Annotated in this window: 23 protein-coding genes; 21 read left to right on the top strand and 2 right to left on the bottom strand. The window is 40.4% G+C overall.

Features of this window, described 5'->3' with window-relative positions; all coding sequences use genetic code 11:
- Positions 1 to 83 precede the first annotated feature (83 nt).
- The gene (gene dnaA, locus LC455_RS26085; protein WP_223595393.1) at positions 84 to 1,430 is read right to left on the bottom strand and encodes a chromosomal replication initiator protein DnaA; all 1,347 of its coding nucleotides are present in this window, start codon (positions 1,428 to 1,430) and stop codon (positions 84 to 86) included.
- 691 nt (positions 1,431 to 2,121) lie between these two features.
- Between dnaA and rpmH the strand changes: the two genes are divergently transcribed.
- From rpmH to LC455_RS26030, 11 genes are all read left to right on the top strand, one after another.
- The gene (gene rpmH, locus LC455_RS26080) at positions 2,122 to 2,256 is read left to right on the top strand and encodes a 50S ribosomal protein L34 (RefSeq protein ID WP_223595391.1); all 135 of its coding nucleotides are present in this window, start codon (positions 2,122 to 2,124) and stop codon (positions 2,254 to 2,256) included.
- 143 nt (positions 2,257 to 2,399) lie between these two features.
- A complete protein-coding gene (rnpA, locus tag LC455_RS26075; RefSeq protein WP_223595390.1) occupies positions 2,400 to 2,747 on the top strand; it encodes a ribonuclease P protein component in 348 nt (115 codons plus the stop codon).
- A gap of 139 nt (positions 2,748 to 2,886) precedes the next feature.
- Positions 2,887 to 3,660 carry a YidC family membrane integrase SpoIIIJ gene (gene spoIIIJ, locus LC455_RS26070; protein ID WP_223595388.1) on the top strand — a complete coding sequence of 258 codons (774 nt, stop codon included), beginning with the start codon at positions 2,887 to 2,889 and terminating at the stop codon, positions 3,658 to 3,660.
- Entirely contained in the window at positions 3,657 to 4,280 is a 624-nt protein-coding gene (jag, locus tag LC455_RS26065; RefSeq protein WP_223595387.1) for an RNA-binding cell elongation regulator Jag/EloR, read from the top strand. The genes spoIIIJ and jag overlap by 4 nt, the downstream gene beginning before the upstream one ends.
- A 601-nt stretch (positions 4,281 to 4,881) precedes the next feature.
- The gene (mnmE, locus tag LC455_RS26060) at positions 4,882 to 6,267 is read left to right on the top strand and encodes a tRNA uridine-5-carboxymethylaminomethyl(34) synthesis GTPase MnmE (RefSeq protein WP_223595385.1); all 1,386 of its coding nucleotides are present in this window, start codon (positions 4,882 to 4,884) and stop codon (positions 6,265 to 6,267) included.
- A gap of 221 nt (positions 6,268 to 6,488) precedes the next feature.
- Positions 6,489 to 8,378 (top strand): tRNA uridine-5-carboxymethylaminomethyl(34) synthesis enzyme MnmG, encoded by a 1,890-nt coding sequence (mnmG, locus tag LC455_RS26055; protein ID WP_223595383.1) that lies wholly within the window; start codon positions 6,489 to 6,491, stop codon positions 8,376 to 8,378.
- Between the two features lie 138 nt (positions 8,379 to 8,516).
- Positions 8,517 to 9,233, top strand: coding sequence for a 16S rRNA (guanine(527)-N(7))-methyltransferase RsmG (gene rsmG / locus LC455_RS26050; RefSeq protein WP_223595381.1), 717 nt, complete (start codon positions 8,517 to 8,519; stop codon positions 9,231 to 9,233).
- 101 nt (positions 9,234 to 9,334) lie between these two features.
- A complete protein-coding gene (gene noc, locus LC455_RS26045; RefSeq protein WP_223595379.1) occupies positions 9,335 to 10,216 on the top strand; it encodes a nucleoid occlusion protein in 882 nt (293 codons plus the stop codon).
- Between the two features lie 208 nt (positions 10,217 to 10,424).
- A complete protein-coding gene (locus LC455_RS26040) occupies positions 10,425 to 11,186 on the top strand; it encodes a ParA family protein (protein WP_223595378.1) in 762 nt (253 codons plus the stop codon).
- On the top strand, positions 11,179 to 12,027 hold the full coding sequence (locus LC455_RS26035; RefSeq protein WP_223595376.1) for a ParB/RepB/Spo0J family partition protein: 849 nt from the start codon (positions 11,179 to 11,181) through the stop codon (positions 12,025 to 12,027). Before LC455_RS26040 ends, LC455_RS26035 begins: the two co-directional genes overlap by 8 nt.
- An 89-nt stretch (positions 12,028 to 12,116) precedes the next feature.
- The gene (locus LC455_RS26030) at positions 12,117 to 12,833 is read left to right on the top strand and encodes a DUF554 domain-containing protein (protein WP_223595375.1); all 717 of its coding nucleotides are present in this window, start codon (positions 12,117 to 12,119) and stop codon (positions 12,831 to 12,833) included.
- A gap of 35 nt (positions 12,834 to 12,868) precedes the next feature.
- Here LC455_RS26030 and yyaC read toward each other — a convergent pair whose 3' ends face one another.
- On the bottom strand, positions 12,869 to 13,483 hold the full coding sequence (gene yyaC, locus LC455_RS26025) for a spore protease YyaC (RefSeq protein WP_223595373.1): 615 nt from the start codon (positions 13,481 to 13,483) through the stop codon (positions 12,869 to 12,871).
- A 152-nt stretch (positions 13,484 to 13,635) separates the two neighbouring features.
- Between yyaC and LC455_RS26020 the strand changes: the two genes are divergently transcribed.
- The 10 genes from LC455_RS26020 to rplI all read left to right on the top strand — a co-directional run bounded on the left by LC455_RS26020 (position 13,636) and on the right by rplI (position 22,856).
- Complete coding sequence (locus LC455_RS26020) at positions 13,636 to 14,520, top strand: mechanosensitive ion channel family protein (protein ID WP_223595372.1); 885 nt, start codon at positions 13,636 to 13,638, stop codon at positions 14,518 to 14,520.
- A gap of 15 nt (positions 14,521 to 14,535) precedes the next feature.
- Positions 14,536 to 14,733: a DUF951 domain-containing protein gene (locus tag LC455_RS26015; protein WP_223595370.1), complete on the top strand. Its 198-nt coding sequence runs from the start codon at positions 14,536 to 14,538 to the stop codon at positions 14,731 to 14,733.
- Positions 14,734 to 14,801: 68 nt separating this feature from the next.
- The gene (locus tag LC455_RS26010; RefSeq protein WP_223595368.1) at positions 14,802 to 16,799 is read left to right on the top strand and encodes a molybdopterin-dependent oxidoreductase; all 1,998 of its coding nucleotides are present in this window, start codon (positions 14,802 to 14,804) and stop codon (positions 16,797 to 16,799) included.
- 126 nt (positions 16,800 to 16,925) lie between these two features.
- Positions 16,926 to 18,026 (top strand): redox-regulated ATPase YchF, encoded by a 1,101-nt coding sequence (gene ychF, locus LC455_RS26005; protein WP_223595366.1) that lies wholly within the window; start codon positions 16,926 to 16,928, stop codon positions 18,024 to 18,026.
- Positions 18,027 to 18,183: 157 nt separating this feature from the next.
- The gene (gene rpsF / locus LC455_RS26000) at positions 18,184 to 18,471 is read left to right on the top strand and encodes a 30S ribosomal protein S6 (protein ID WP_223595416.1); all 288 of its coding nucleotides are present in this window, start codon (positions 18,184 to 18,186) and stop codon (positions 18,469 to 18,471) included.
- 71 nt (positions 18,472 to 18,542) lie between these two features.
- Entirely contained in the window at positions 18,543 to 19,073 is a 531-nt protein-coding gene (ssb, locus tag LC455_RS25995; protein WP_223595364.1) for a single-stranded DNA-binding protein, read from the top strand.
- A gap of 50 nt (positions 19,074 to 19,123) precedes the next feature.
- Positions 19,124 to 19,363 carry a 30S ribosomal protein S18 gene (gene rpsR, locus LC455_RS25990; protein WP_223595362.1) on the top strand — a complete coding sequence of 80 codons (240 nt, stop codon included), beginning with the start codon at positions 19,124 to 19,126 and terminating at the stop codon, positions 19,361 to 19,363.
- A gap of 116 nt (positions 19,364 to 19,479) precedes the next feature.
- Positions 19,480 to 20,412, top strand: coding sequence for a YybS family protein (locus LC455_RS25985; RefSeq protein WP_223595360.1), 933 nt, complete (start codon positions 19,480 to 19,482; stop codon positions 20,410 to 20,412).
- Positions 20,413 to 20,436: 24 nt separating this feature from the next.
- Complete coding sequence (locus LC455_RS25980) at positions 20,437 to 22,410, top strand: DHH family phosphoesterase (RefSeq protein ID WP_223595358.1); 1,974 nt, start codon at positions 20,437 to 20,439, stop codon at positions 22,408 to 22,410.
- Positions 22,407 to 22,856, top strand: coding sequence for a 50S ribosomal protein L9 (rplI, locus tag LC455_RS25975; RefSeq protein WP_223595357.1), 450 nt, complete (start codon positions 22,407 to 22,409; stop codon positions 22,854 to 22,856). Before LC455_RS25980 ends, rplI begins: the two co-directional genes overlap by 4 nt.
- Positions 22,857 to 23,000: the final 144 nt, after the last annotated feature.

Raw genomic sequence — 23,000 nt, 5'->3', positions numbered from 1 at the left:
TAACTAAGAATTTCAATAGAAACACAGCCTATCCACATGTGGACAGACTGTGTGCAAGTCTTAGGGAGTTATTCACAATTAAGTTATATTTTCAACAGCTCATTTAATTCCTTCATTTGCTTCTGCAGCGTTGAATCGGATTGGAGGAGCTTGGATATTTTTTCATGAGCATGGATCACAGTCGTATGATCTCGGCCGCCGAACTCTTCTCCTATTTTAGGCAATGAGTAATCGGTTAATTCACGTGATAAATACATCGCAATCTGCCGTGGGAAAGCAACAGACTTTGTCCGCTTTTTGGCTTTAAAGTCTTCAAGTTTGACACTATAGTGTTCCCCGACGACCCTTTGAATATCAAGAATCGTAATGACCTTTGGCTTCGAGCTTGGAATGATATCCTTTAATGCTTCCGAAGCTAAATCCGCATTGATATCTTTATTAATTAAAGATGAATAGGCAACGACACGAATTAAGGCACCTTCTAGTTCCCTAATGTTTGTATCGATTTGATTTGCAATATAGAGCATGACTTCGTTTGGTATATCAAGTCCTTCGGCTTTGGCCTTTTTACGAAGGATGGCAATTCTCGTTTCTAAATCAGGCGGAGTAATATCGGTAATTAAGCCCCATTCAAAGCGGGAACGCAGGCGATCCTCCAATGTCGGAATTTCCCTTGGCGGCCGGTCACTTGAGATAACGATTTGTTTGCTCTCCTCATGGAGAGCATTAAAGGTATGGAAAAATTCTTCCTGGGTTGATTCTTTTCCAGCCAAAAACTGAATATCATCAATCAGAAGGACATCCACATTTCGATATTTATTGCGGAAGCTTTCCGCTTTATTGTCACGAATCGAGTTAATAAATTCGTTGGTAAATTTTTCAGATGATAAATAAACCACTTTTGCCGAAGGTTTATGATCTAAAACATAATGGCCAATCGCATGCATTAAGTGAGTTTTCCCTAATCCTACGCCTCCATAAATAAAGAGAGGATTGTAGGCCTTTGCCGGTGCTTCAGCTACAGCAAGTGATGCAGCATGGGCAAATCTATTGCCGGAACCAATAACAAACGTATCAAATAAGTACTTTGGATTTAATATGTTTGGAGAAAATTCCGTTTGATCGTCATCCTTTTTCGCCTTTTTTGGAGGCGTTGGCAGATCGAGTTCTTCCTCTTTTTGATTTTGCGGAATAATAAACTTGGCCGATAATTCTTCTCCCGTTATTTCATAAAGAATTCCTGCAATTAACTGAGAATAGCGTTCTTCCAGCCAATCGCGGGCAAATTCATTTGGAGCTGTCACGACAAGTAGATTGCCTTGAAGGGAATGTGCCTTTGTCGACTTTAGCCAAGTGTCAAAGCTTGGTTTGCTTATTTTCTTTTCTATATTGGCTAGAGCTGCATTCCAAAGATCCGCAATATTTTCCAACTAGTTTCCCTCCTTTTTTCTGTTTTTTTATATTTAAATGCATTTCGCTGCTGTCTAACTCCGAAAAAAATTATTTGTATATGGAGTATTCTTTTCTCAACCAGGTATCCTATTCGACAAAGTTTAAGTGAAAATCGTTTGTCATTTAGGAGTACAATCTATGAATTTAGCAATATACGAAACATTGGTTGTGGAAAACATATAATAAGGAAATAAAGTGGAGTTTCGACAATATCCACCCCTTGTGGACAAGTTTTTACAGAGACCTAGAATAACATGTCCACATGTTATCCACAATTTGTGGATAAGCATTTTTTGAGATGAAGTTATTCAGAGTGAAAACACAAATATAATATCAAATAATAGCAAGGTGTGCAATGGTTTTTCGAAGTTTATCCACAACTGTAACATTGTGTGTATAATAATTGTCCACAAGAATTGATTTTGTGAAAAAGCTGTCAATATCTTGTGTGGATAATGCGAAATGTGTCGATTTTTTATCCACAGGTACGGAAAAACGGATTTAAGATGAAAATTTTTTTCATGCCGTTCGTCTTAACGAAAGTATGTAAAAAATATTGGAAATAGGAAACAATAGATGGAGAGTGGTTGACAATTTGGGATGGACATCCTTATAATAGTTAAGACTGTCATTTGTAATTGAGAGTTATTCCTCGGGGAGGTGTCATATATGAAAAGAACGTACCAACCAAATACACGTAAACATAGCAAAGTTCACGGATTCCGCAGTCGTATGAGCTCAGCAAACGGACGTAAGGTTCTTGCTCGTCGCCGTCGTAAAGGAAGAAAAGTATTATCAGCTTAGACCACTGAAACGTCTCAGTGGTCTTTTTTCTAATTAAAAGCGATAGCGCCTTGATCAGGGAAAAAAGTCGTTTTTTTTCCTAGGCGCTGGAGCTGGATAGCTATCAAAGTTCAAAGAACGTTATCAAATGAAGGAGTTTTTTTATGAAAAAAGAATTCCGAATTAAAAAGAATAAAGAATTTCAAACAGCCTTCCAGAAAGGCCGTTCATTTGCAAATCGCCAATTTGTTGTCTATGCCTTATCAAAAGAAGAGCAGGCACATTTCCGAATTGGACTATCTGTCAGCAAAAAGATTGGAAATGCTGTTACAAGGAATCGGATTAAAAGATACCTCAGACAATCTGTTTTTGAGCTTAAAGATCAGCTGGCCGTGGGAAATGATTTCGTGATCATTGCAAGAAAGCCTGCAGCTGAAATGGATTTTTTCGAGGTTAAAAAGAGTCTGACCCATGTACTAAAGGTTGGCAAGGTTTTGAAGAAAAACTTTTAGGGCGATAATTGTAAAGTAATGAAGACAATTCATTTAAATAAATGATAAAATACCTATGATATATCTTAAAGGAAATATATACATAAAAAGTTTGCCTACACACTTTTTCACTATATATGTTGCAAGGAGGAAAAATTGGTTGAAAAAAAGAATATTACTTTCATTCGGCCTTCTTTCTGTTTTTCTGTTCCTCACAGGGTGCAGTGAAATAAAGAAGCCGATTACTGCCGAAAGTACGGGCTTTTGGAATGAATACATTGTCTATCCTTTGTCCTGGCTGATTAAAGAAGGTGCTTATTTACTAGGCGGCAGCTTTGGTTTATCGCTTATTGTCGTGACGATCTTAATCAGGCTGGCTATCCTGCCGTTAATGATCAAGCAGACAAGAAGTTCAAAAGCGATGCAGGCTTTGCAGCCGGAAATGAAGGCTCTTCGTGAAAAATATAGCTCGAAGGATCAAAAGACACAGCAAAAGCTGCAGCAGGAAACGATGGCTCTTTTTCAAAAGCATGGCGTAAATCCTATGGCTGGATGCTTCCCGTTAATTGTGCAAATGCCGATCCTGATTGGTTTTTACCATGCCATTTCAAGAACAAGGGAAATTGCCCAAGACAGCTTCCTGTGGTTTGACCTTGGTGAAAAGGATCCATACTACATTTTACCAATCGTTGCAGGTATCACAACATTTATTCAGCAAAAGTTGATGATGGCCGGACAGGAGCAGAATCCGCAAATGGCGATGATGCTTTGGATGATGCCAATTATGATTGTGGTTTTTGCTTTTAATTTCCCAGCAGCTCTGTCCTTGTACTGGGTTGTCGGAAATATTTTTATGATTGTTCAAACCTATTTTATTAAAGGGCCGGATCTGAAGGCACAAGCCACCGGCAAAGCGGGAGGAGCAAAAAAGTGAAACAGGTAACTGCTACAGGACAAACAGTCGAAGAAGCAGTAGAATCAGCTTTAGCTCAATTAAAGACAACAAAAGACCGCACAGATGTAGACATTATTGACGAAGGAAAAAAAGGGATTTTCGGTATTTTTGGTTCACGTCCAGCTGTTGTTAAGGTAACCGTCATTATCGATCCGCTAGAGGAAGCAAAGAAATTTTTAACTCAAGTTAGTGAACAAATGGGTGCCCCTGCGGAAATAGAAATTAAGCGGGACGGCAAGCAGGTTCAGTTCATCATGACTGGGGAAAAGATTGCGCTTTTGATTGGAAAAAGGGGTCAAACGCTAAATTCACTTCAATATTTGACGCAATTAGTGATTAACCGCTTCTCCAATCAGTATTTAACTGTTATATTGGACGCTGAAGATTACCGAAACAGACGAAATGAAACCCTTATTCAACTTGCACATCGTCTTGCTGAGAAAGCAGTGAAGACTGGGAAAGATGTTGCATTAGAGCCGATGCCTTCCTATGAGCGTAAAGTTATTCATTCCGCTTTATCTGAAAATAAACGCGTGAAAACTTTTTCCGATGGATCGGAACCTCATCGATTTATTGTCATATCACCAGTAAGAAGATAAATAATTACTAAAGCACCCTATCGATTTCGATAGGGTGTTTTTTTTATAAGCTAAGGGGGAAACCCGCTTGTAATGTGCTTGTTAGGGATACGAACTACGGAAAAACGACGGTCCGAGTCTGCAATAAGAGCTATTGAGAACATGGGAGTCGAAAAGTAAAGGAGCCGAGTCCACTATAAGAGCAATAGAGGACAATGGAGTCGAAAAATCAGGGAATCAAGTCCGCAATTAAGCTTATAGAGGACTCGTAATTCGGAATAACAACCGTCCGAGTCCGTAATTCGAAACATTTTTTGTGGGGCTCTTTGTTTACACTCTAAACCAATCAATTTCCCCGAAATTTGTTTTTGATTTTCTCAAAAACGAAATTTCACTGATCTTTATAAAAATTTTTTAACTATACACAACAATGTTCCCTTATTTTTGTTTTATTGTTATTCACATGTGGATAAGTTAAAATAATAAATGGACAATACTGTACTGTGGATAATTTTTAACGAAGTGGTTTGCTTTTTTAACAGATATCGATGTGGTATTCTAATGTTTTGGATAAAAAAATAATTTTCATATATAAATATGGTTTTTAAGTGAGGTGAAGTAGATGGAGTTTGATACAATTGCGGCGATCTCGACGCCAATGGGTGAGGGAGCTATCGCCATCGTCCGGTTGAGCGGGGATGATGCCATAAAAATAGCTGATAAGCTTTTTAAAGGAATTGGCGGGAAGAAGCTGTCTGAACAACCGACCCATACAATTCATTATGGCCATCTAATTGTTGCAAAGAGTGGCGAAGTGGTTGAAGAGGTAATGGTTTCTGTGATGAAGGGGCCAAAAACCTTTACAAAAGAGGATGTAGTGGAAATTAACTGCCACGGCGGAATAGTGTCAGTCAATCGAGTCCTCCAGCATGTTTTAAAAAACGGAGCAAGATTAGCAGAGCCGGGTGAATTTACAAAACGGGCATTTTTAAATGGTCGGATCGATTTATCGCAGGCAGAGGCAGTCATGGATTTGATCAGAGCGAAAACAGACCGGGCCATGAATGTCGCCCTTGGGCAGATGGAAGGGCGCTTATCGAAGCTAATTAAACGACTGCGTCAGGAAATTCTAGAAATCCTGGCCCATATTGAAGTAAATATTGATTATCCGGAATATGACGATGTTGAAGAGATGACTCATAATATGCTGCTCCCAAAAGCTCACATTGTTAGAGAGGAAATAACCAAGCTTTTGCAAACATCTCAGCAAGGAAAAATTTTAAGAGAAGGCCTCTCCACTGTTATTGTCGGCCGGCCGAATGTTGGGAAATCCTCTTTATTAAACAGTCTGGTGCAAGAAAACAAGGCGATTGTCACTGATATACCAGGGACTACCCGCGATGTGATTGAAGAGTATGTCAATGTACGGGGTGTACCACTTCGACTATTGGATACGGCGGGAATCAGGGAAACAGAGGATATCGTAGAACGGATTGGTGTCGAGCGTTCGCGACAGGTATTAAAAGAGGCAGATTTAATTTTGCTCGTGTTGAATTACTCGGACAAGCTGACAAAAGAGGATGAAAATCTATTCGAAGCTGTTAAGGGAATGGATGTCATCGTCATCGTTAATAAAACAGATTTGCCGCAGCAAATTGATTTGGAACGGGTGGAGGAATTAGCGAAGGAATATAAGCTAGTAACAACTTCACTTTTAGAAGACCGCGGTGTGGATGAACTGGAAGAGGCAATTTCCTCTTTATTCTTTGCAGGTTCGCTTGAAGCGGGAGATATGACCTATGTTTCGAACAGCCGTCATATTGCGTTATTGAATCAAAGTTTAAACTCAATCGAAGAAGCTATTGAAGGTGTAGAATTGGGTACTCCGATTGATATTGTACAAATAGATTTAACAAGAACATGGGAACTGCTTGGGGAAATCATCGGCGACAGCGTCCATGAAAGCCTCATTGATCAGTTATTCTCACAGTTTTGTTTAGGAAAATAGAAAAGCGGAAGTGCCTTCGGAACAAGCGGAGCTTGTTCCTGCGATGATTATTCGAAGTAGAATTCCTTAGTGCTCAGGGGCGACAAGCATAAGACAACCGGCGGGAAGGTTGCTTTTTAACCTTCTCGACGGATTGGCTGTAGACCTGCGAGCCCCAAGGCGCTGGAGCTAGACAATTGTAGGAATGTTTCCGCTTTTACGAGTGGAAAAGGAGGATCAACATGCAATACGAAGCAGGCAGTTACGACGTTATTGTCGTCGGTGCCGGTCATGCTGGCTGTGAGGCTGGCCTCGCGGCGGCAAGACTTGGTGCAAAAACATTAATGATTACAATCAATCTCGATATGGTTGCCTTTATGCCATGTAACCCATCGGTAGGTGGTCCTGCCAAGGGCATTGTCGTAAGGGAAATCGATGCATTAGGTGGAGAAATGGGCAAAAACATCGATAAAACCCATATCCAAATGAGAATGCTGAACACAGGTAAAGGGCCAGCCGTACGGGCATTAAGAGCACAGGCGGATAAATTTGCCTATCAGCATGAAATGAAAAAAACAATTGAAGATGAGCCGAATATGACGTTAATCCAAGGCATGGTCGAGCGGTTAATTGTCGAAGACGGAAATTGCAAGGGTGTAATTACCAAAACAGGTGCCGTCTATCGTTCAAAAACGGTTGTCATTACGACGGGTACCTTCCTGCGCGGGGAAATCATCCTGGGTGAATTAAAATATTCGAGCGGTCCGAATAATCAGCAGCCCTCCATTAAGCTTTCAGAGCATTTAGAAGAGCTTGGCTTTGATTTAGTCCGATTTAAAACAGGAACGCCGCCAAGGGTAAACAGTCATACGATTGATTACAGCAAAACGGAAATTCAGCCTGGTGATGAAACGCCAAGGGCTTTTTCCTATGAAACAACGAAATATATTACCGATCAGCTGCCATGCTGGTTAACCTATACCAATGAACATACACATGAATTAATTGATAATAACCTGCACCGCTCCCCGATGTATTCCGGGATGATTAAAGGAACAGGACCGCGTTACTGCCCATCGATTGAAGATAAAGTCGTGCGTTTTAATGATAAGCCGCGCCACCAAATTTTCCTTGAACCAGAGGGCCGGAATACGCAGGAAGTATATGTTCAAGGTTTATCAACAAGTCTTCCTGAAGACGTACAGCAGCAAATTCTTAAAACCATTCCAGGTCTTGAAAACGTACAAATGATGCGATCCGGTTATGCGATTGAGTATGATGCGATTGTCCCTACACAATTATGGCCAACCCTTGAAACAAAGGTCGTGCAAAACTTGTATACGGCGGGGCAGATTAATGGTACATCTGGATATGAGGAAGCGGCAGGACAGGGCTTAATGGCCGGAATTAATGCAGGGCTTAATGCACTTGGCCGGGAACAGTTAGTGTTAAGTCGTTCCGATGCCTATATCGGAGTATTAATCGATGATTTGATTACAAAAGGAACAAATGAGCCTTACCGATTACTAACGTCAAGAGCGGAATACCGCTTGCTGCTGCGTCATGATAATGCCGATTTGCGTTTAACTGAAACCGGTCATGAAATTGGCTTAATTACCGATGAACGCTATCAGAAATTTTTAACGAAAAAAGACGCGATTGAGACAGAAAAGGAACGTTTACGCTCCATTATTTTAAAGCCTTCTGCTGAGGTACAAGAACTAATAAGAAGCATCGGCGGCAGTGAACTAAAGGATGGAATCCGTGCCTCTGATTTGTTAAAAAGACCAGAAATGACGTATGCATTGCTGGAGACTCTAACTAAATCTGATGCTCCGCTTGATGACGAAACAAAGGAACAGGTGGAAATTCAAATTAAGTATGAGGGATATATTGAAAAATCTCTGCAGCAAGTCGATCGCTTAAAGAAAATGGAGAATAAGAAAATCCCTGATAACATCGATTATGATGCGATAACAGGATTGGCAACAGAAGCAAGACAAAAACTAAAGCAAATCAAGCCGTTATCTCTTGCCCAAGCCTCTAGAATTTCCGGGGTAAACCCTGCGGATATCTCGATTCTTCTTGTATACTTAGAACAAGGCCGGGTAGCGAGAATCTCAAATGAATAACCAGAAGAGCGGAAGCGCCTTGATCAGCCCCGACAAGCATAAGACAAGCCGGTGAGAAGGTTGCCCTTAACCTTCTTGTCGGATTGGCTTAGACCAAAGAGGGGCTAGGCGCTGGAGCTGGACAGCGAGGATTTTTAAATGAATATTGAACAATTTAAAGAGAGTCTTCAGGAAAAGGGCATTACCCTTACCGACAGGCAGCTTAACCAGTTTGAAAAATACTATGAGACATTAGTGGAATGGAATGAAAAAATGAATTTAACGGCCATCACCGATAAGGAAGATGTCTATTTAAAGCATTTTTATGATTCCATTACAGCAGCATTTTATTTTGATTTTACTAAACCCTTCCATCTCTGTGATGTTGGGGCGGGAGCCGGATTCCCAAGCATCCCACTAAAAATAGTTTTCCCGGAAATAGAAGTAACGATCGTCGATTCATTGAATAAGCGAATTTCATTTTTAACCCATCTTGCAAACGTTTTGGAATTAGAGAATGTTCATTTTGTCCATGATCGCGCGGAAACCTTTGGGGTGAATCCGGAATATCGCGAAAACTTTGATGTTGTGACAGCAAGGGCCGTTGCAAGGATGTCAGTTCTGAGTGAGTTCTGTCTTCCGCTGGTCAAAGTCGGCGGAGACTTTATTGCCATGAAGGCAGCATCAGCCAAAGAAGAATTAGCAGTGGGTCAAAAAGCAATAACCACACTCGGCGGCAAGCTGGATAAAATGTTTACTTTTACATTGCCATTTGAAGAAAGCGAAAGAAGTATTTTAATTATTAAAAAAGAAAAACAGACGCCGAAGAAATATCCGCGAAAACCAGGGACACCAGGTAAAGCACCAATCGAGTAATGGAAGGCTCGCAAATTTTGTGAAAATTACCTCGTTAGGCAGGAAGATATTATTCGTTTATAGAATTAGTAATAGGGAGTTTCGTAAAGGTGGTGTTGGGGATGAAAAATTCATTTACACGCTTTTTTGGCTTTGGCGATAAAGGGGAACAAGAGGCAGCGGTGGGTCTTGAGGAAGAAATAGAAATAGAAATAGAAGTGGAAAGAAATGAAGAAATTAAAAAAATTCCAATTGACCAGATAGTGCCTAACCGTTTTCAGCCGCGAACAGTATTTGATGAAGATAAGATTGAAGAACTATCACGAACGATACACATACATGGTATCATTCAACCGATTGTAGTTAGAGAATTTGCAATTGGCAAATATGAGATCATTGCCGGTGAGCGCCGCTGGCGGGCCATGAAAAAACTAGACTGGACAGAAGTGCCAGCAATTGTAAAAAATTTATCAGATACCGAAACGGCTTCTGTGGCATTGATTGAAAATTTGCAGCGGGAAGAGCTATCGCCGATTGAAGAAGCGATTGCGTACGGAAAACTGCTCGAACTGCACAACCTGACGCAAGAGGCACTAGCACAGCGGCTTGGCAAAGGCCAATCGACTGTCGCCAATAAATTGCGGCTTTTAAAATTACCGCAGCCGGTACAGGAAGCCTTATTAAATAAAATCATTACTGAGCGCCATGCACGTGCCCTGATTCCACTTAAGGATCCAGAAAAACAGGTGGCCCTCATGGCTGAGGTCATTGAAAGGAATTTGAATGTTAAGCAGACCGAGGATCGCGTTGTCAGGATGCTTGAACAAAAAAATGAGAAACCAAAGCCGAAACGTAAAGCATTTAGCAAGGATATGAGAATCGCCGTCAATACCATTCGTCAATCGCTGACAATGGTAACCGACAGCGGGATTAATCTTGACGCTGAGGAAGAAGAATTTGATGAATTTTACCAATTCACAATTCGGATACCAAAGAAAAAATAGCCCTCTTAAAGAACCAAACAAAAATATTGTTTGGTTCTATTTTTTTGGAAAAATTAACTCATTGGAATATTTTTAGAAAAAAAACAAAAACCTATCAATTTCATGTTAAAATATAGGAATGAAATTTTACTTTCTTTCTTTTATAGAGGATAATTTTTAATAGATTCTGAGAATAAAATTTTTCAAGATATAAAGGGTAGGTGACATCGTGGGCAAAGTTCTTGCGATCGCGAATCAAAAAGGTGGAGTTGGCAAAACGACTACCTCTGTCAACCTAGGCGCCTGCTTAGCACACATAGGGAAACGTGTCTTATTGGTAGACATTGACCCGCAGGGAAATGCAACAAGCGGGATTGGAATTGAAAAGGCAGAAGTTGAACAGTGTATCTATGATGTTTTAGTAGACGATGTCGAAGTAAAAGAAGTTATTAAACCATCATCTGTTGAAAATTTATACGCACTTCCAGCAACCATCCAGCTGGCTGGAGCAGAAATTGAACTCGTTCCGACGATTTCCAGAGAGGTCCGTTTAAAACGCGCTCTCGGAGAGGTGAAGGATCAATTTGACTATATCATTATAGATTGTCCGCCATCTTTAGGTTTATTAACCATCAATGCTTTAACAGCTTCCGATGCAGTTTTAATCCCAGTACAATGTGAATATTATGCGCTTGAAGGCTTAAGTCAGCTCTTGAATACCGTAAGACTGGTGCAAAAGCATTTAAATCAAGAATTAAAAATTGAAGGAGTATTACTAACAATGCTTGATGCAAGGACTAATCTTGGCATTCAAGTCATTGAAGAAGTAAAAAAATACTTCCAAGATAAGGTTTATAAAACAATTATTCCTAGAAATGTGCGTCTAAGTGAAGCTCCAAGTCATGGGGAACCGATCATTACCTATGATGCAAAATCCCGCGGAGCAGAAGTCTATTTAGATTTAGCGAAGGAAGTGGTCTCAAATGGCTAAAGGATTAGGAAAAGGCCTTAATGCATTTTTTGCGGATGTCGGCAAAGAAGAAACAGTCCAAGAAATTAAACTTAAGGAGCTGCGGCCGAATCCCTACCAGCCACGTAAAACCTTCCACCAAGATACGATCGATGAATTAAAAGAGTCGATTTTAGAGCATGGAATCCTACAGCCGCTTGTTGTCAGAAAAACGATTAAAGGCTATGAAATTGTTGTCGGTGAACGCCGTTTCCGAGCTGCTAAAGAAGCGAAGCTTGAAACGGTCCCAGCGGTTATTCGCGAGCTTTCTGAACAGCAAATGATGGAATTGGCCGTCCTCGAAAATCTCCAACGAGAAGATTTAAATCCGATTGAAGAGGGACTTGCCTACCAAACATTAATGGAAAAGCTGAAGCTGACACAGGAGGAAGTAGCGAAACGTTTAGGCAAAAGCCGCCCGCATATCGCCAATCATATCAGGCTGCTTTCCCTTCCTCCCCATATTCAAGAGTTAATTTCAACAGGGAAAATATCAATGGGTCACGGCCGTGCCTTATTAGGACTAAGACAAAAAGCTAAGCTGCCTGTTTTAATCGAAAAAATTATCAATGAAGCGTTAAACGTCCGCCAGTTGGAAAAATTAATTCAACAATTAAATGAAAATGTTTCACGTGAAACAAAAAAGCCTGAGAAGAAAAAGGATGTTTTCATTCAGGAACGCGAGCATTCGTTGCGTGAGCGTTTTGGTACGACAGTGAATATTAAGCAAAATAACAATAAGGGGAAAATAGAAATTGAATTTTTCTCGCAGGAAGATTTGGAACGGATTCTTGAAATGCTTGGCCAGGAAGAATCATTTTAAAACCATCCAAAGGATGGTTTATTTTTTTATCTTAATATGATAGTTTAGTAATATTAATTATTTCGAAAGGCTAAATAAGGTGAAACATCATGTTTTTACTAGGAACAATAGTTAACGGACTATTAATAGTGATTGGTACTCTTCTCGGTAAGCTGTTAAACCGAATTCCAGAGGGAATGAAAGTTACGGTCATGTATGCCATTGGCTTGTCCGTTATGGTTTTAGGATTGCAAATGGGCTTAAAAAGCGAAAATTTCCTAATTGTCATTATAAGTCTAGTAGTTGGTGCGGTAGTCGGTGAGCTGTTAAGACTCGAGGATAAATTAAATGATTTGGGCGGCTGGCTGGAAAAAAAGGTCGGTTCCAATGGGAAAGGCAGTATTTCAGAGGGTTTTGTCACGGCGACTCTAATCTTTGTGATTGGTGCCATGGCAATTATCGGAGCCCTTGACAGTGGTATTCGCGGCGATCATGATGTATTGTATACGAAATCTTTGATTGACGGATTCACTGCGTTAATTTTAACGACGACACTTGGAATTGGCGTCATTTTTTCAGCGATTCCTGTTGTGCTTTATGAAGGTTTGATTGCCTTATTTGCCACACAAATTGACCGTTTTGTCCCCCAAGCCTTAATGGATCAATTTATCGTGGAAATGACAGCGACAGGCGGTATTATGATTTTTGCCATCGGTCTTAATCTTACCGGAATGGTGAAAATAAAGGTCGCAAACCTCCTCCCTGGCATCGTAATCACGGGAATCATTGTCACTGGTATGTATCTTTATCATTCCTCCTTACAATAAATGGAATTGCAAAAAGAGCACCTATGTGCTCTTTTTTAATTTGTTTTCTCTTCATCTAACCATTTTAAATCATTCCAGCGTTGCTTTGGATACAAGAGGCTGGCTTCGTAAATTCCGCCGGCAATCGTTTTCGCCATTTTCATCACTAGATTTAACCGTGTATTTTGTAATACAAAGAATTCCATAAACCCGCTGACATTGACAATCCCAGTGATATGGATGTCGCCTACAGCAGGAAGCTCCTTGTTCACCCCGGCGCCTGGCTTGACTGGACCATGCCCAAGCTGAATCACGCCGACATTTTTCATCCTTCCCAGACAAGCATCGATTCCGATAATAAACGGGTCTACATGCTTAATATGAATTTCCTTTAGCTTTTCTGCTAAATTTACTGCATGGATCGGCTCATCTAATGTCCCATATACATAAAAGGATTTCAGGTTTTTTTCTTCAAGCAATGTTCCGACAAGTGGTCCTAATGAATCTCCGGTGGAGCGGTCTGTACCAATACAAACAAATACGATCGGGCGGCTAGTCACTTTTGGAATGGTGGCCAGCAATTCCTCCGCTAAATTTTCGGATGCCTGATCATCATCATGAATGATGCGGGTCTTGCCCCTCCTGTCAAAAAAATTCGTTTTTAGACTCATTAATCCCACTCCCTACTCTAAGTTTTATTAGTATACGGAAAATTCAGTAAATCTATACATGAAGTGGATAGAAAATGAAAAAATCATAATGCTACAATGTAAGGAAGAAAATTGTTAAAATAGATGTGGTTTAGATAAAGGAAGGTGGATATATGAGTCTAACTGAAAAAGGCATGGAAAAATTGATTAATAAATTTCAAAATGAAGATACGTGGTTAAACCTTGGCGAAGGACTGTTAAAGATTATCGCCATTATTGTCATTGCCAATATATTAATCCGCATTGGAAAATTGGCCATTCATAACATATTTAAAATTAGAAACCTCTCTCCGCTCAGTACTTCCGAACGACGCGAAGAGACCCTCTCAAAACTTTTAGATAATATCCTTTCGTACGTGGTTTATTTTATTGCCTTTATGATGATTCTTTCCGTATTAGGAATCGATGTGAAGGCCCTTCTTGCCGGTGCAGGGATTGTCGGCTTGGCTGTAGGTTTTGGCGCCCAAAGTTTGGTTAAAGATGTGATTACAGGATTCTTTATCATTTTTGAAGACCAATTTTCGGTCGGTGACCATGTCCGTATCGGACAATTTGAGGGAACGGTTGAGACAATTGGTTTACGGACGACCAAATTAAAAAGCTGGACTGGGGAAGTCCATATTCTGCCAAATGGCAGTATTATGGAAGTAACCAACTTTTCCCTTAATAATAGCATTGCAATAATCGATGTCGGAATTGCTTATGAAGAAGATATTGATAAGGCTGAGACAGTCATTAAAGATTTACTTGAAAAAATGCCGGAACAATATGAGGAATTAGTAAAAGCTCCGGAGTATTTGGGTATTCAAAATTTTGGACCATCAGAAGTAATAATTAGAATTATTGCTGAAACACAGCCAATGAAGCATGCTGCAGTTACGAGGAAAATAAGAAAAGATATCAAACTTGAACTAGATGCCCATGGAATTGAAATTCCATATCCACGCATGGTGATGTTCTCGAAGGATTCAAATAATGTAAAAGAACCAAGTGTTTAAAGGATGGTGAGTCGGGTGGAGGAAAAAGAATTTGCTTTAAACGATGTGGTTGAAATGAAGAAGCAGCATCCGTGCGGGACGAACCGCTGGAAGATTATCCGCATGGGGATGGATGTCCGCATTAAATGTGAAGGCTGCGGCCACAGTGTTCTTATTCCAAGAAGAGAGTTTTCAAGAAAAATGAAGAAAATTTTGGTTAAGCATGAAGAATAATTTTCATGCTTCTTTTTTTGGGATGCTGTATTATTTTTATTAGATAAAAAGATTTGGGGGGAGTTCGTGTGGCAAAGATTATACAGTCGGCTTGTCCGTTAAATTGCTGGGATAGCTGCGGTTTAAATGTAACAGTAGAAAATAATAAAGTAATAAAAGTCGACGGCGATCCATCCCATCCGATTACAAAGGGAAAAATTTGCGGCCGCGGCCGTCAATTGGAAACAAGAACAAACTCGTCAAAACGGTTATTGCACCCCTTAAAAAAGATAAACGGTCAATTCGAACCAATAACTTGGGAGCAGGCCCTTGGTGAAATCGCTGCGAAATTAGTAGAAGTCAAAGAACAATATGGTACTACAGCGGTTCTTCACAGCCATGATTATGCCAATAATGGGATATTAAAAAATTTGGATCAGCGCTTCTTTAATGCCTATGGCGGAGTAACAGAACTGTATGGCTCTCTATGCTGGGGAGCGGGGATTGAAGCACAGAAATGGGATTTTGGCAGTGCGTACAGCCATGGACCGGATGATATTTTTAACAGCAAAAACATCATTGTTTGGGGAAGAAATGTGGCGCGGACGAATATGCATTTCTACGAAAAGCTATTAGAGGCGAAAAAGCGGGGCGCAAACCTTTATGTGATTGACCCCCTGTTCAATGCGACAGCCAAAATTGCCGATCAGCATATCACGATTAAACCTGGAATGGACGGATTGCTGGCTGCTGGCATTATGAAAGAAATACTCCGATTAGGTTTAGAGGATCAATCCTTTATTAAACAGCATACACACGGTTATAAAGATTTAGAAGGGCTGCTGGACAGCATTTCCCTTGAAAAAATAAGTGAAATGACAGAGGTGGCGAAAGAAACCATTACGCAACTGGCTAGGATTTATGCGGAAAAACCCACTTCCACTTATATGGGCTTAGGTTTGCAGCGATATCGAAACGGCGGGAACACCATCCGCTTGATTGATGCCCTTGTTGCCGTCAGTGGGAATATTGGAATAGCGGGCGGCGGTGCCAATTATGCCAACCTTCAAGTAGGGCAAAGCTTTGCCTTTGAGGAAGTAACCCTTGCCGGCCGCAGACAAAATCATCGGCAATTTTCAATTATGAAGCAGGCGGAAGAAGTACTCAAGGCGGCAGACCCTGAAATCCAAATGATTATCGTGACATGCGGGAACCCGTTAACTCAGGTGCCTGACACCCATGCGGTTAAAGAAGCCTTTTCTTCAGTCAAGACGCTGGTTGTTATTGACCAATATATGACCGATACGGCACGAATGGCTGATTATGTATTACCAACGACAACTTCATTTGAAGAGGAGGATTTTTACTACTCCTCGATGTATCATCATTATGTCAATTATGGTCCAAAGCTTGTCGACCCACCGGGCGAAGCAAAATCCGATTTATGGATTTGGACGCAATTAGCGGAAAGACTTGGATTTGGGGAGGAATTTGCCTTTTCCAGAGAACAATTCCTTGAGATGACGTTAAAGCCATTGGCGCATTACGGGATCACACTTCAAAAATTAAAAGAAGCACAAACGCTGGAACTGCCAGTTGAGTATATTCCCTGGCAGGAGATGAATTTTCAGACACCAAGCGGCAAATTTGAATTTACCTCTGTGCTTAAAGGTGAGGACGGTCTCTTGAAATTAGCCGTACCGGATGAGTCTAAATGGACAAATCCTACTCTGGCAGAAAAATATCCCTATAGCCTGCTGACGATTCACCCAATGCGCTCTAATCATTCGCAAAACTATCATCTTTTCGCCTCAAAGCCGCAATTGAAGGTAGAAATTGCTAATAATATTGCAGCTGATTTGTCATTAAACAATGGTGATTATGTGCGGGTATGGAACGAACGCGGTGAAGTAAAAGGTTATATTTCTATTTTAGCCAATGCCCACCCGGACACGATTAATATTGATGAAGGGATTTGGCAGGAATTTGGCGGGTCTGTTAATCAGCTGACATCTAGCATGGAATCTGATAATGGACTGGGCAGTACTTTATATGATTGTTTAGTAAATCTTGAAAAAATAAACTAACTGCCGCCTCTAAAGCGGCAGTTGTCTTTTTTCAGACATATGCCTATAATTGTGAAAGGCTTGTCTTTTTAATTGAGGAACTAATTTTTTTAAAATAGATTTATTTTTCTAGAGGAGTGAACGTGAATGGCTTTAACAGCTGGTATTGTAGGTTTGCCGAACGTGGGTAAATCTACATTGTTTAATGCAATAACTCAAGCAGGGGCGGAGTCGGCAAACTACCCTTTCTGTACGATCGATCCGAATGTTGGAATTGTAGAAGTTCCAGATTACCGTTTACAAAAATTAACTGAGCTTGTCCAGCCAAAAAAGACCGTACCAACGGCTTTTGAATTTACCGACATTGCCGGGATTGTGAAAGGCGCAAGTAAAGGTGAAGGTTTGGGGAACAAATTCCTTTCCCACATTCGCCAAGTGGATGCCATTTGCCAAGTAGTTCGCTGCTTCGCAGATGAAAACATTACACACGTTTCAGGCAAAGTGGATCCAATCGATGATATTGAAACGATTAATTTAGAATTAATCCTAGCTGATATGGAATCCGTAGAAAAGCGCATCGGCCGTGTAGAGAAATTGGCCAAACAAAAGGATAAAGAAGCAGCAGCTGAATTTGAGGTTCTTGCGATGCTTCGCGATGCGTTTGAGGCAGAAAAACCTGCTCGTACCGTGGACTTTACGGAAGAACAGATGAAATTGGTCAAAGGGTTGCATCTATTAACGATCAAGCCTGTCCTTTATGTAGCCAATGTGAGCGAAGATGATATTGCCGATCCTTCAGAAAATGAGTATGTTCAAAAGGTTCGGGAATTTGCCAAGGCTGATAATGCTGAGGTTATTGTAATTTGTGCCAAAATTGAAGAGGAAATTGCTGAGCTTGAAGGCGAAGAAAAAACGATGTTCCTTTCTGAGCTTGGCATTGAAGAATCCGGTCTTGACCAGTTAATCCGTGCTGCCTATAGCCTGCTTGGTTTAGCTACTTATTTCACAGCGGGTGTTCAGGAGGTTCGTGCTTGGACGTTTAGAAACGGCATGAAAGCACCTCAATGTGCAGGGATTATTCACTCTGATTTCGAGCGCGGCTTTATCCGTGCTGAGACCGTTTCCTTTGATGATTTATTAGCTGCAGGCAGCCACAATGCAGCGAAGGAAGCCGGTAAAGTACGTTTAGAAGGTAAAGATTATATTGTGAAAGATGGAGATGTAATCCACTTCCGCTTTAATGTCTAATTAATTCGGCTCTGCAGCTTATGCAGAGCTTTTATATTGGCGAAAATGTGAAGGTCGTTGCTTTTCTTTTTTTCTTGTGCTATAATTTCAACTTGTGAGTAATGAATAATTGCTCCTTGCCCATTCGGGCCGTTTAGACCAAAAGGAGGTGACTGTGATGAATAAGTACGAAATCATGTACATCATCCGCCCAAATATTGAAGATGAAGCGAAGAAGGCTCTTGTTGAGCGTTTCAACACAATTCTTCTTGATAACGGTGCGGAAACTGCTGAAACAAAGGATTGGGGTAAGCGCCGTCTAGCTTACGAAATCAACGATTTCCGTGACGGATACTACCAAATCGCTAAAACTACATCTTCAGCTGCTGCAGTACAAGAATTTTCTCGTCTTGCAAAGATCAGCGAAGATATCATTCGCCATATCGTAATTAAAGAAGAAGAATAAGATTTATATATATTTCTTGGTAAAAATGTTCCACGTGGAACATCTTTCCAAAAGAAAAGGAGTTGATTCTGATGATGAATCGTGTCGTGCTTGTTGGCCGTTTAACAAAAGATCCTGATTTGCGTTATACACCAAATGGGGTTCCTGTTGCTACCTTTACTTTAGCAGTTAATCGACCATTTTCTAGTCAGTCTGGTGATCGTGAAGCAGATTTTATTAACTGTGTTGTTTGGCGAAAACCGGCTGAAAATGTGGCGAACTTCTTGAAAAAAGGAAGCCTGGCAGGTGTCGATGGCCGCATTCAAACCCGCAACTATGAAGGACAAGATGGTAAACGTGTATACGTTACAGAGGTTCAAGCAGAAAGTGTTCAATTTCTAGAGCCTAAATCTTCTTCTGGCGGCGGTGCGGGAAGAGGCAACGATTATTACGGTGCTCCTCCAATGGAACCACAAGGTAATCCATATGGCAGCAGCAATCAGAATCAGCGTCCTAACCAGAATCAAAACCAAAACCAAAACAGAGGTTATACCCGCATGGATGAAGATCCATTTGCAGGAAATGGTCAAATTGACATCTCTGATGACGATCTTCCATTCTAAGATAACCTTTCTGAACGATATTATAAAAACTAATGAAGGAGGGAATTTTCATGGCAGGAGGACGTAAAGGCGGTCGCGCAAAGCGTCGTAAAGTGTGTTACTTCACTTCAAACGCAATCACAAAGATTGACTATAAAGATGTGGATTTACTAAAAAAATTCATCTCTGAGCGTGGAAAGATTTTACCACGTCGTGTAACTGGTACAAGCGCTAAATACCAACGTAAACTAACAGTTGCAATCAAACGTGCACGTCAAATGGCATTATTACCATTCGTTGCAGGTGAATAATAAAGCATAAGGCAGCAGGGGCTCTCCCCTTGCTGCCTTTTTTATAAGGTTGAATACCACCGAATATCTAGCTAAAATAAAGAGATGGATTTCCAGAAAATTTTAGGGGTGAAGTAGTGAAAAATGTACGTAAACTAACAGAAGGTGCCATCCTTTTAGCTGCATATACGGTGCTTTTATTAATAACCATTTATATACCGCTCGTTGGTTCCATTATAAATATTGTACTTCCAGCACCATTTATCATATTTACAGCTAAAAATAATCTTAAAAATATCGCAGCCTTTTTTGTAGCCAGTATCATTATTTCATTTATCGCTGCGTCCTTTATGGGCTTAGCTATGATGCTGATTTATGGAACAACTGGTGTTATCATTGGATATATGCTGCAAAGAAATAAAAGCAGGTCTGCAATTTTAATTGCTAGTTCCCTGACCATAATGGCGGGCATGATTATTTTTTATGTGGTAACTTCCGCTTTTATGAAAATGGACATCACCCATGAACTACAGGCAGCTTTAAATCAATCCTTGAAACAGTCAGAGGAAATGGCTAAATCAGTGGGAAAAGAAAGCCAAATTGAACAGCTGAAAAAACAGGTTGATATGGTCATAACCCTTTTACCAAGCGTTCTAATTTTGGGGTCTATAGTTGCTTCCTTTATCATTCAGTGGGTTTGTTTTCCTATAGCTAAGAGATTTGGTGTAAATGTTGAGCCATGGGGAAGTTTGAGAAATCTATCTTTACCAAGAAGCATGCTGTGGTATCTTTTAATAGCTTTGGGAGCAAATTTAGTCGTAAGACCAGAAGAGGGTACCTATTTATTTTCAGTTCTAACGAATGCGATTTACATATTAGGGACGTTTATGGTTGTCCAGGGACTCGGATTTTTATTTAATATTTTCCATCAAAAGTCCATTCCTAAGGGAATTCGTGTCCTTGTGGTAATTCTTGCTTTCATGATACCAATTATTCATTATATAATAATGATATTAGGAATAACCGATATAGGATTTGATTTACGAAAACGTTTTACCAAAAAAGAGTAAGACTTGCGTTTAGGAGCTGAAATAATGCCTGCATTTTTAGAAAAGCGATCGATCCGTTACCCATTTTATGGGTTAATAGGCGTTACAGTGGTATTGCTTATAATCCTGTCCTTATATAATTGGATATTAAGCCTGGCAGGTCTTTTATTTATGTTCATCCCCCTCTACTATATGTTTGTCATCGAACGGGCTCAAAGAAAAGAAATGTCCGAGTATATCTCCACTCTTTCCTACCGGGTAAAAAAGGTCGGCGAAGAAGCATTAATGGAAATGCCGATTGGGATTATGCTCATTAATGATGAATATTATATTGAATGGACAAATCCATTTCTTACTTCCTGCTTTGATCAAGACACACTAGTGGGAAGGTCCCTTTATGATGTGGCTGACACCCTGATTCCACTAATAAAACAAGAAGTAGAGACAGAAATCATTACGCTCCATGAAAGGAAATTTCGAGTCATACATAAACGTGAAGAACGGCTTCTATACTTTTTTGATGTAACCGAGCAAACGGAAATTGAGAAAAAGTATCAGGATGACCGGACCGTTATTGCCACCATCTTTTTAGATAATTATGATGATCTGACTCAAGGCATGGACGACCAAATGCGCGGGAGCATCAATAACTTGGTCACATCTATATTAAATAAGTGGGCTCAAGACAATGGGATGTTCCTAAAGCGGGTATCCTCTGAACGATTTATCGCTGTTTTCAGTGAAAGAATCCTTCATATTCTGGAAAAAGGGAAATTTTCCATTTTGGATGAAGTTAGGGAAATGACCTCAAAGCAAAATGTTTCCTTTACTTTAAGTATTGGTGTCGGTACCGGTGTTTCCTCACTGCCGGAGCTGGGGACGCTTGCCCAATCCAGTCTGGATTTAGCCCTTGGCAGGGGTGGGGACCAGGTAGCCATTAAACTTCCGAATGGAAAGGTGAAATTCTTTGGGGGGAAAACGAATCCAATTGAGAAACGGACAAGGGTAAGGGCCAGAGTCATTTCCCACGCCTTAAAGGATTTGATTACAGCTAGTGACAAAGTCATTATTATGGGTCATAAAAATCCAGATATGGACTCTATTGGGTCCAGTATCGGAATTTATAAAGTAGCGCAAATGAATCAAAAGGATGCCTATATCGTTTTAAATTCAATGGATATGGACAATGGTGTCGGACGTCTTATGAATGAAATCCGCAGCCAAGAGCACTTATTTTCTCATTTTATCGGGTCAGAAGAAGCGCTTGAAATTGCCACTGATAAAACTTTGCTAGTTGTGGTTGATACTCATAAACCATCGTTGGTTATGGAAGAACGGTTATTGAACAAAATTGATAATGTTGTTGTTATTGACCATCATCGCCGCGGTGAGGATTTTATTTCGAATCCGCTGCTTGTTTATATGGAGCCATATGCCTCTTCGACTTCTGAGTTGGTGACGGAATTTCTGGAATACCAGCCAAAGCGCGGGAAAATTGAGATGATTGAAGCGACTGCCCTTTTAGCAGGTATAATTGTCGATACAAAGAGCTTTACACTAAGAACAGGTTCACGGACATTTGATGCAGCCTCCTACCTGCGTGCACATGGTGCCGACACCATCCTGGTCCAGAAGTTTTTGAAAGAAAATGTTGATACATATATCAGAAGGTCTAAGCTGATTGAATCGGTTACCTTCTATCATGAAGGAATTGCGATTGCCAAAGGAAATGAACATGACCTATATGATCAAGTCATTATAGCTCAGGCTGCTGATACGTTATTGACGATGGACGGAGTGATTGCGTCGTTTGTTATTTCGAAACGAAACGAAGGTTTGATTGGCATCAGTGCCAGATCATTAGGAAATATCAATGTCCAAGTCATCATGGAAAGCTTAAAGGGCGGCGGACACCTCACCAATGCTGCTACCCAGCTGTCTGGCATTACCATTGCGGAAACAGAAAGCAAGTTGAAGCAGGCCATTGATGACTACTTTGAAGGAGGAAAAAAAGAATGAAGGTAATTTTTCTAAAGGATGTAAAAGGTAAAGGAAAAAAAGGCGAAGTGAAAAATGTAGCCGACGGTTATGCTCATAACTTTTTAATTAAGCAAGGCCTGGCAGTTGAGGCCAATAATGCAAATATCAGTTCATTAGATGCCCAGAAGAAAAAGCAGGAAAAAGAAGCGGCAGAAGAGCTTGCTGAAGCCAAAAAGCTTAAAGAAACAATCGACCAAATTACGGTTGAATTAACCGCTAAAGCGGGCGAAGGCGGCCGCTTGTTTGGTTCGATTACCACAAAACAAGTTGCTGAAGAGCTGCAAAAGAAGCACGGAATCAAAATTGATAAACGTAAAATGGAATTAAATGATGCCATCCGTACACTTGGTCATACCAAAGTGCCTGTAAAACTTCATCATGAAGTAACGGCGACGTTAACGGTTTCGGTAAAAGAAGTAAAATAGTAGACTGTAAAAAATTTGCCAGTTCAATTTTAAATTAATCATGATAGAATATAAAAAGTAAGCAATGGGACGTGATCGGTTATAACTGGTCACTTTTTTTCTTGATTGGAACTCGAATATGATATGATGGATTTGAATTATTTC

Source organism: Neobacillus bataviensis, assembly GCF_019969725.1.
Note: the sequence above shows the minus strand (reverse complement) of the source record. Positions and strands in the feature narration are given on the sequence as shown.

Excerpts from the sequence above, each read along its gene's own strand:
- LC455_RS26020 (WP_223595372.1), top strand. The coding sequence starts at position 13,636 with ATGAGTCTAACTGAAAAAGGCATGGAAAAATTGATTAATAAATTTCAA.
- rpsR (WP_223595362.1), top strand. The coding sequence starts at position 19,124 with ATGGCAGGAGGACGTAAAGGCGGTCGCGCAAAGCGTCGTAAAGTGTGT.
- ychF (WP_223595366.1), top strand. The coding sequence starts at position 16,926 with ATGGCTTTAACAGCTGGTATTGTAGGTTTGCCGAACGTGGGTAAATCT.
- mnmE (WP_223595385.1), top strand. The coding sequence starts at position 4,882 with ATGGAGTTTGATACAATTGCGGCGATCTCGACGCCAATGGGTGAGGGA.
- ssb (WP_223595364.1), top strand. The coding sequence starts at position 18,543 with ATGATGAATCGTGTCGTGCTTGTTGGCCGTTTAACAAAAGATCCTGAT.
- noc (WP_223595379.1), top strand. The coding sequence starts at position 9,335 with ATGAAAAATTCATTTACACGCTTTTTTGGCTTTGGCGATAAAGGGGAA.
- rpsF (WP_223595416.1), top strand. The coding sequence starts at position 18,184 with ATGAATAAGTACGAAATCATGTACATCATCCGCCCAAATATTGAAGAT.
- LC455_RS26035 (WP_223595376.1), top strand. The coding sequence starts at position 11,179 with ATGGCTAAAGGATTAGGAAAAGGCCTTAATGCATTTTTTGCGGATGTC.
- rsmG (WP_223595381.1), top strand. The coding sequence starts at position 8,517 with ATGAATATTGAACAATTTAAAGAGAGTCTTCAGGAAAAGGGCATTACC.
- rplI (WP_223595357.1), top strand. The coding sequence starts at position 22,407 with ATGAAGGTAATTTTTCTAAAGGATGTAAAAGGTAAAGGAAAAAAAGGC.
- rpmH (WP_223595391.1), top strand. The coding sequence starts at position 2,122 with ATGAAAAGAACGTACCAACCAAATACACGTAAACATAGCAAAGTTCAC.
- mnmG (WP_223595383.1), top strand. The coding sequence starts at position 6,489 with ATGCAATACGAAGCAGGCAGTTACGACGTTATTGTCGTCGGTGCCGGT.
- LC455_RS25980 (WP_223595358.1), top strand. The coding sequence starts at position 20,437 with ATGCCTGCATTTTTAGAAAAGCGATCGATCCGTTACCCATTTTATGGG.
- yyaC (WP_223595373.1), bottom strand. The coding sequence starts at position 13,483 with ATGAGTCTAAAAACGAATTTTTTTGACAGGAGGGGCAAGACCCGCATC.
- rnpA (WP_223595390.1), top strand. The coding sequence starts at position 2,400 with ATGAAAAAAGAATTCCGAATTAAAAAGAATAAAGAATTTCAAACAGCC.
- LC455_RS26030 (WP_223595375.1), top strand. The coding sequence starts at position 12,117 with ATGTTTTTACTAGGAACAATAGTTAACGGACTATTAATAGTGATTGGT.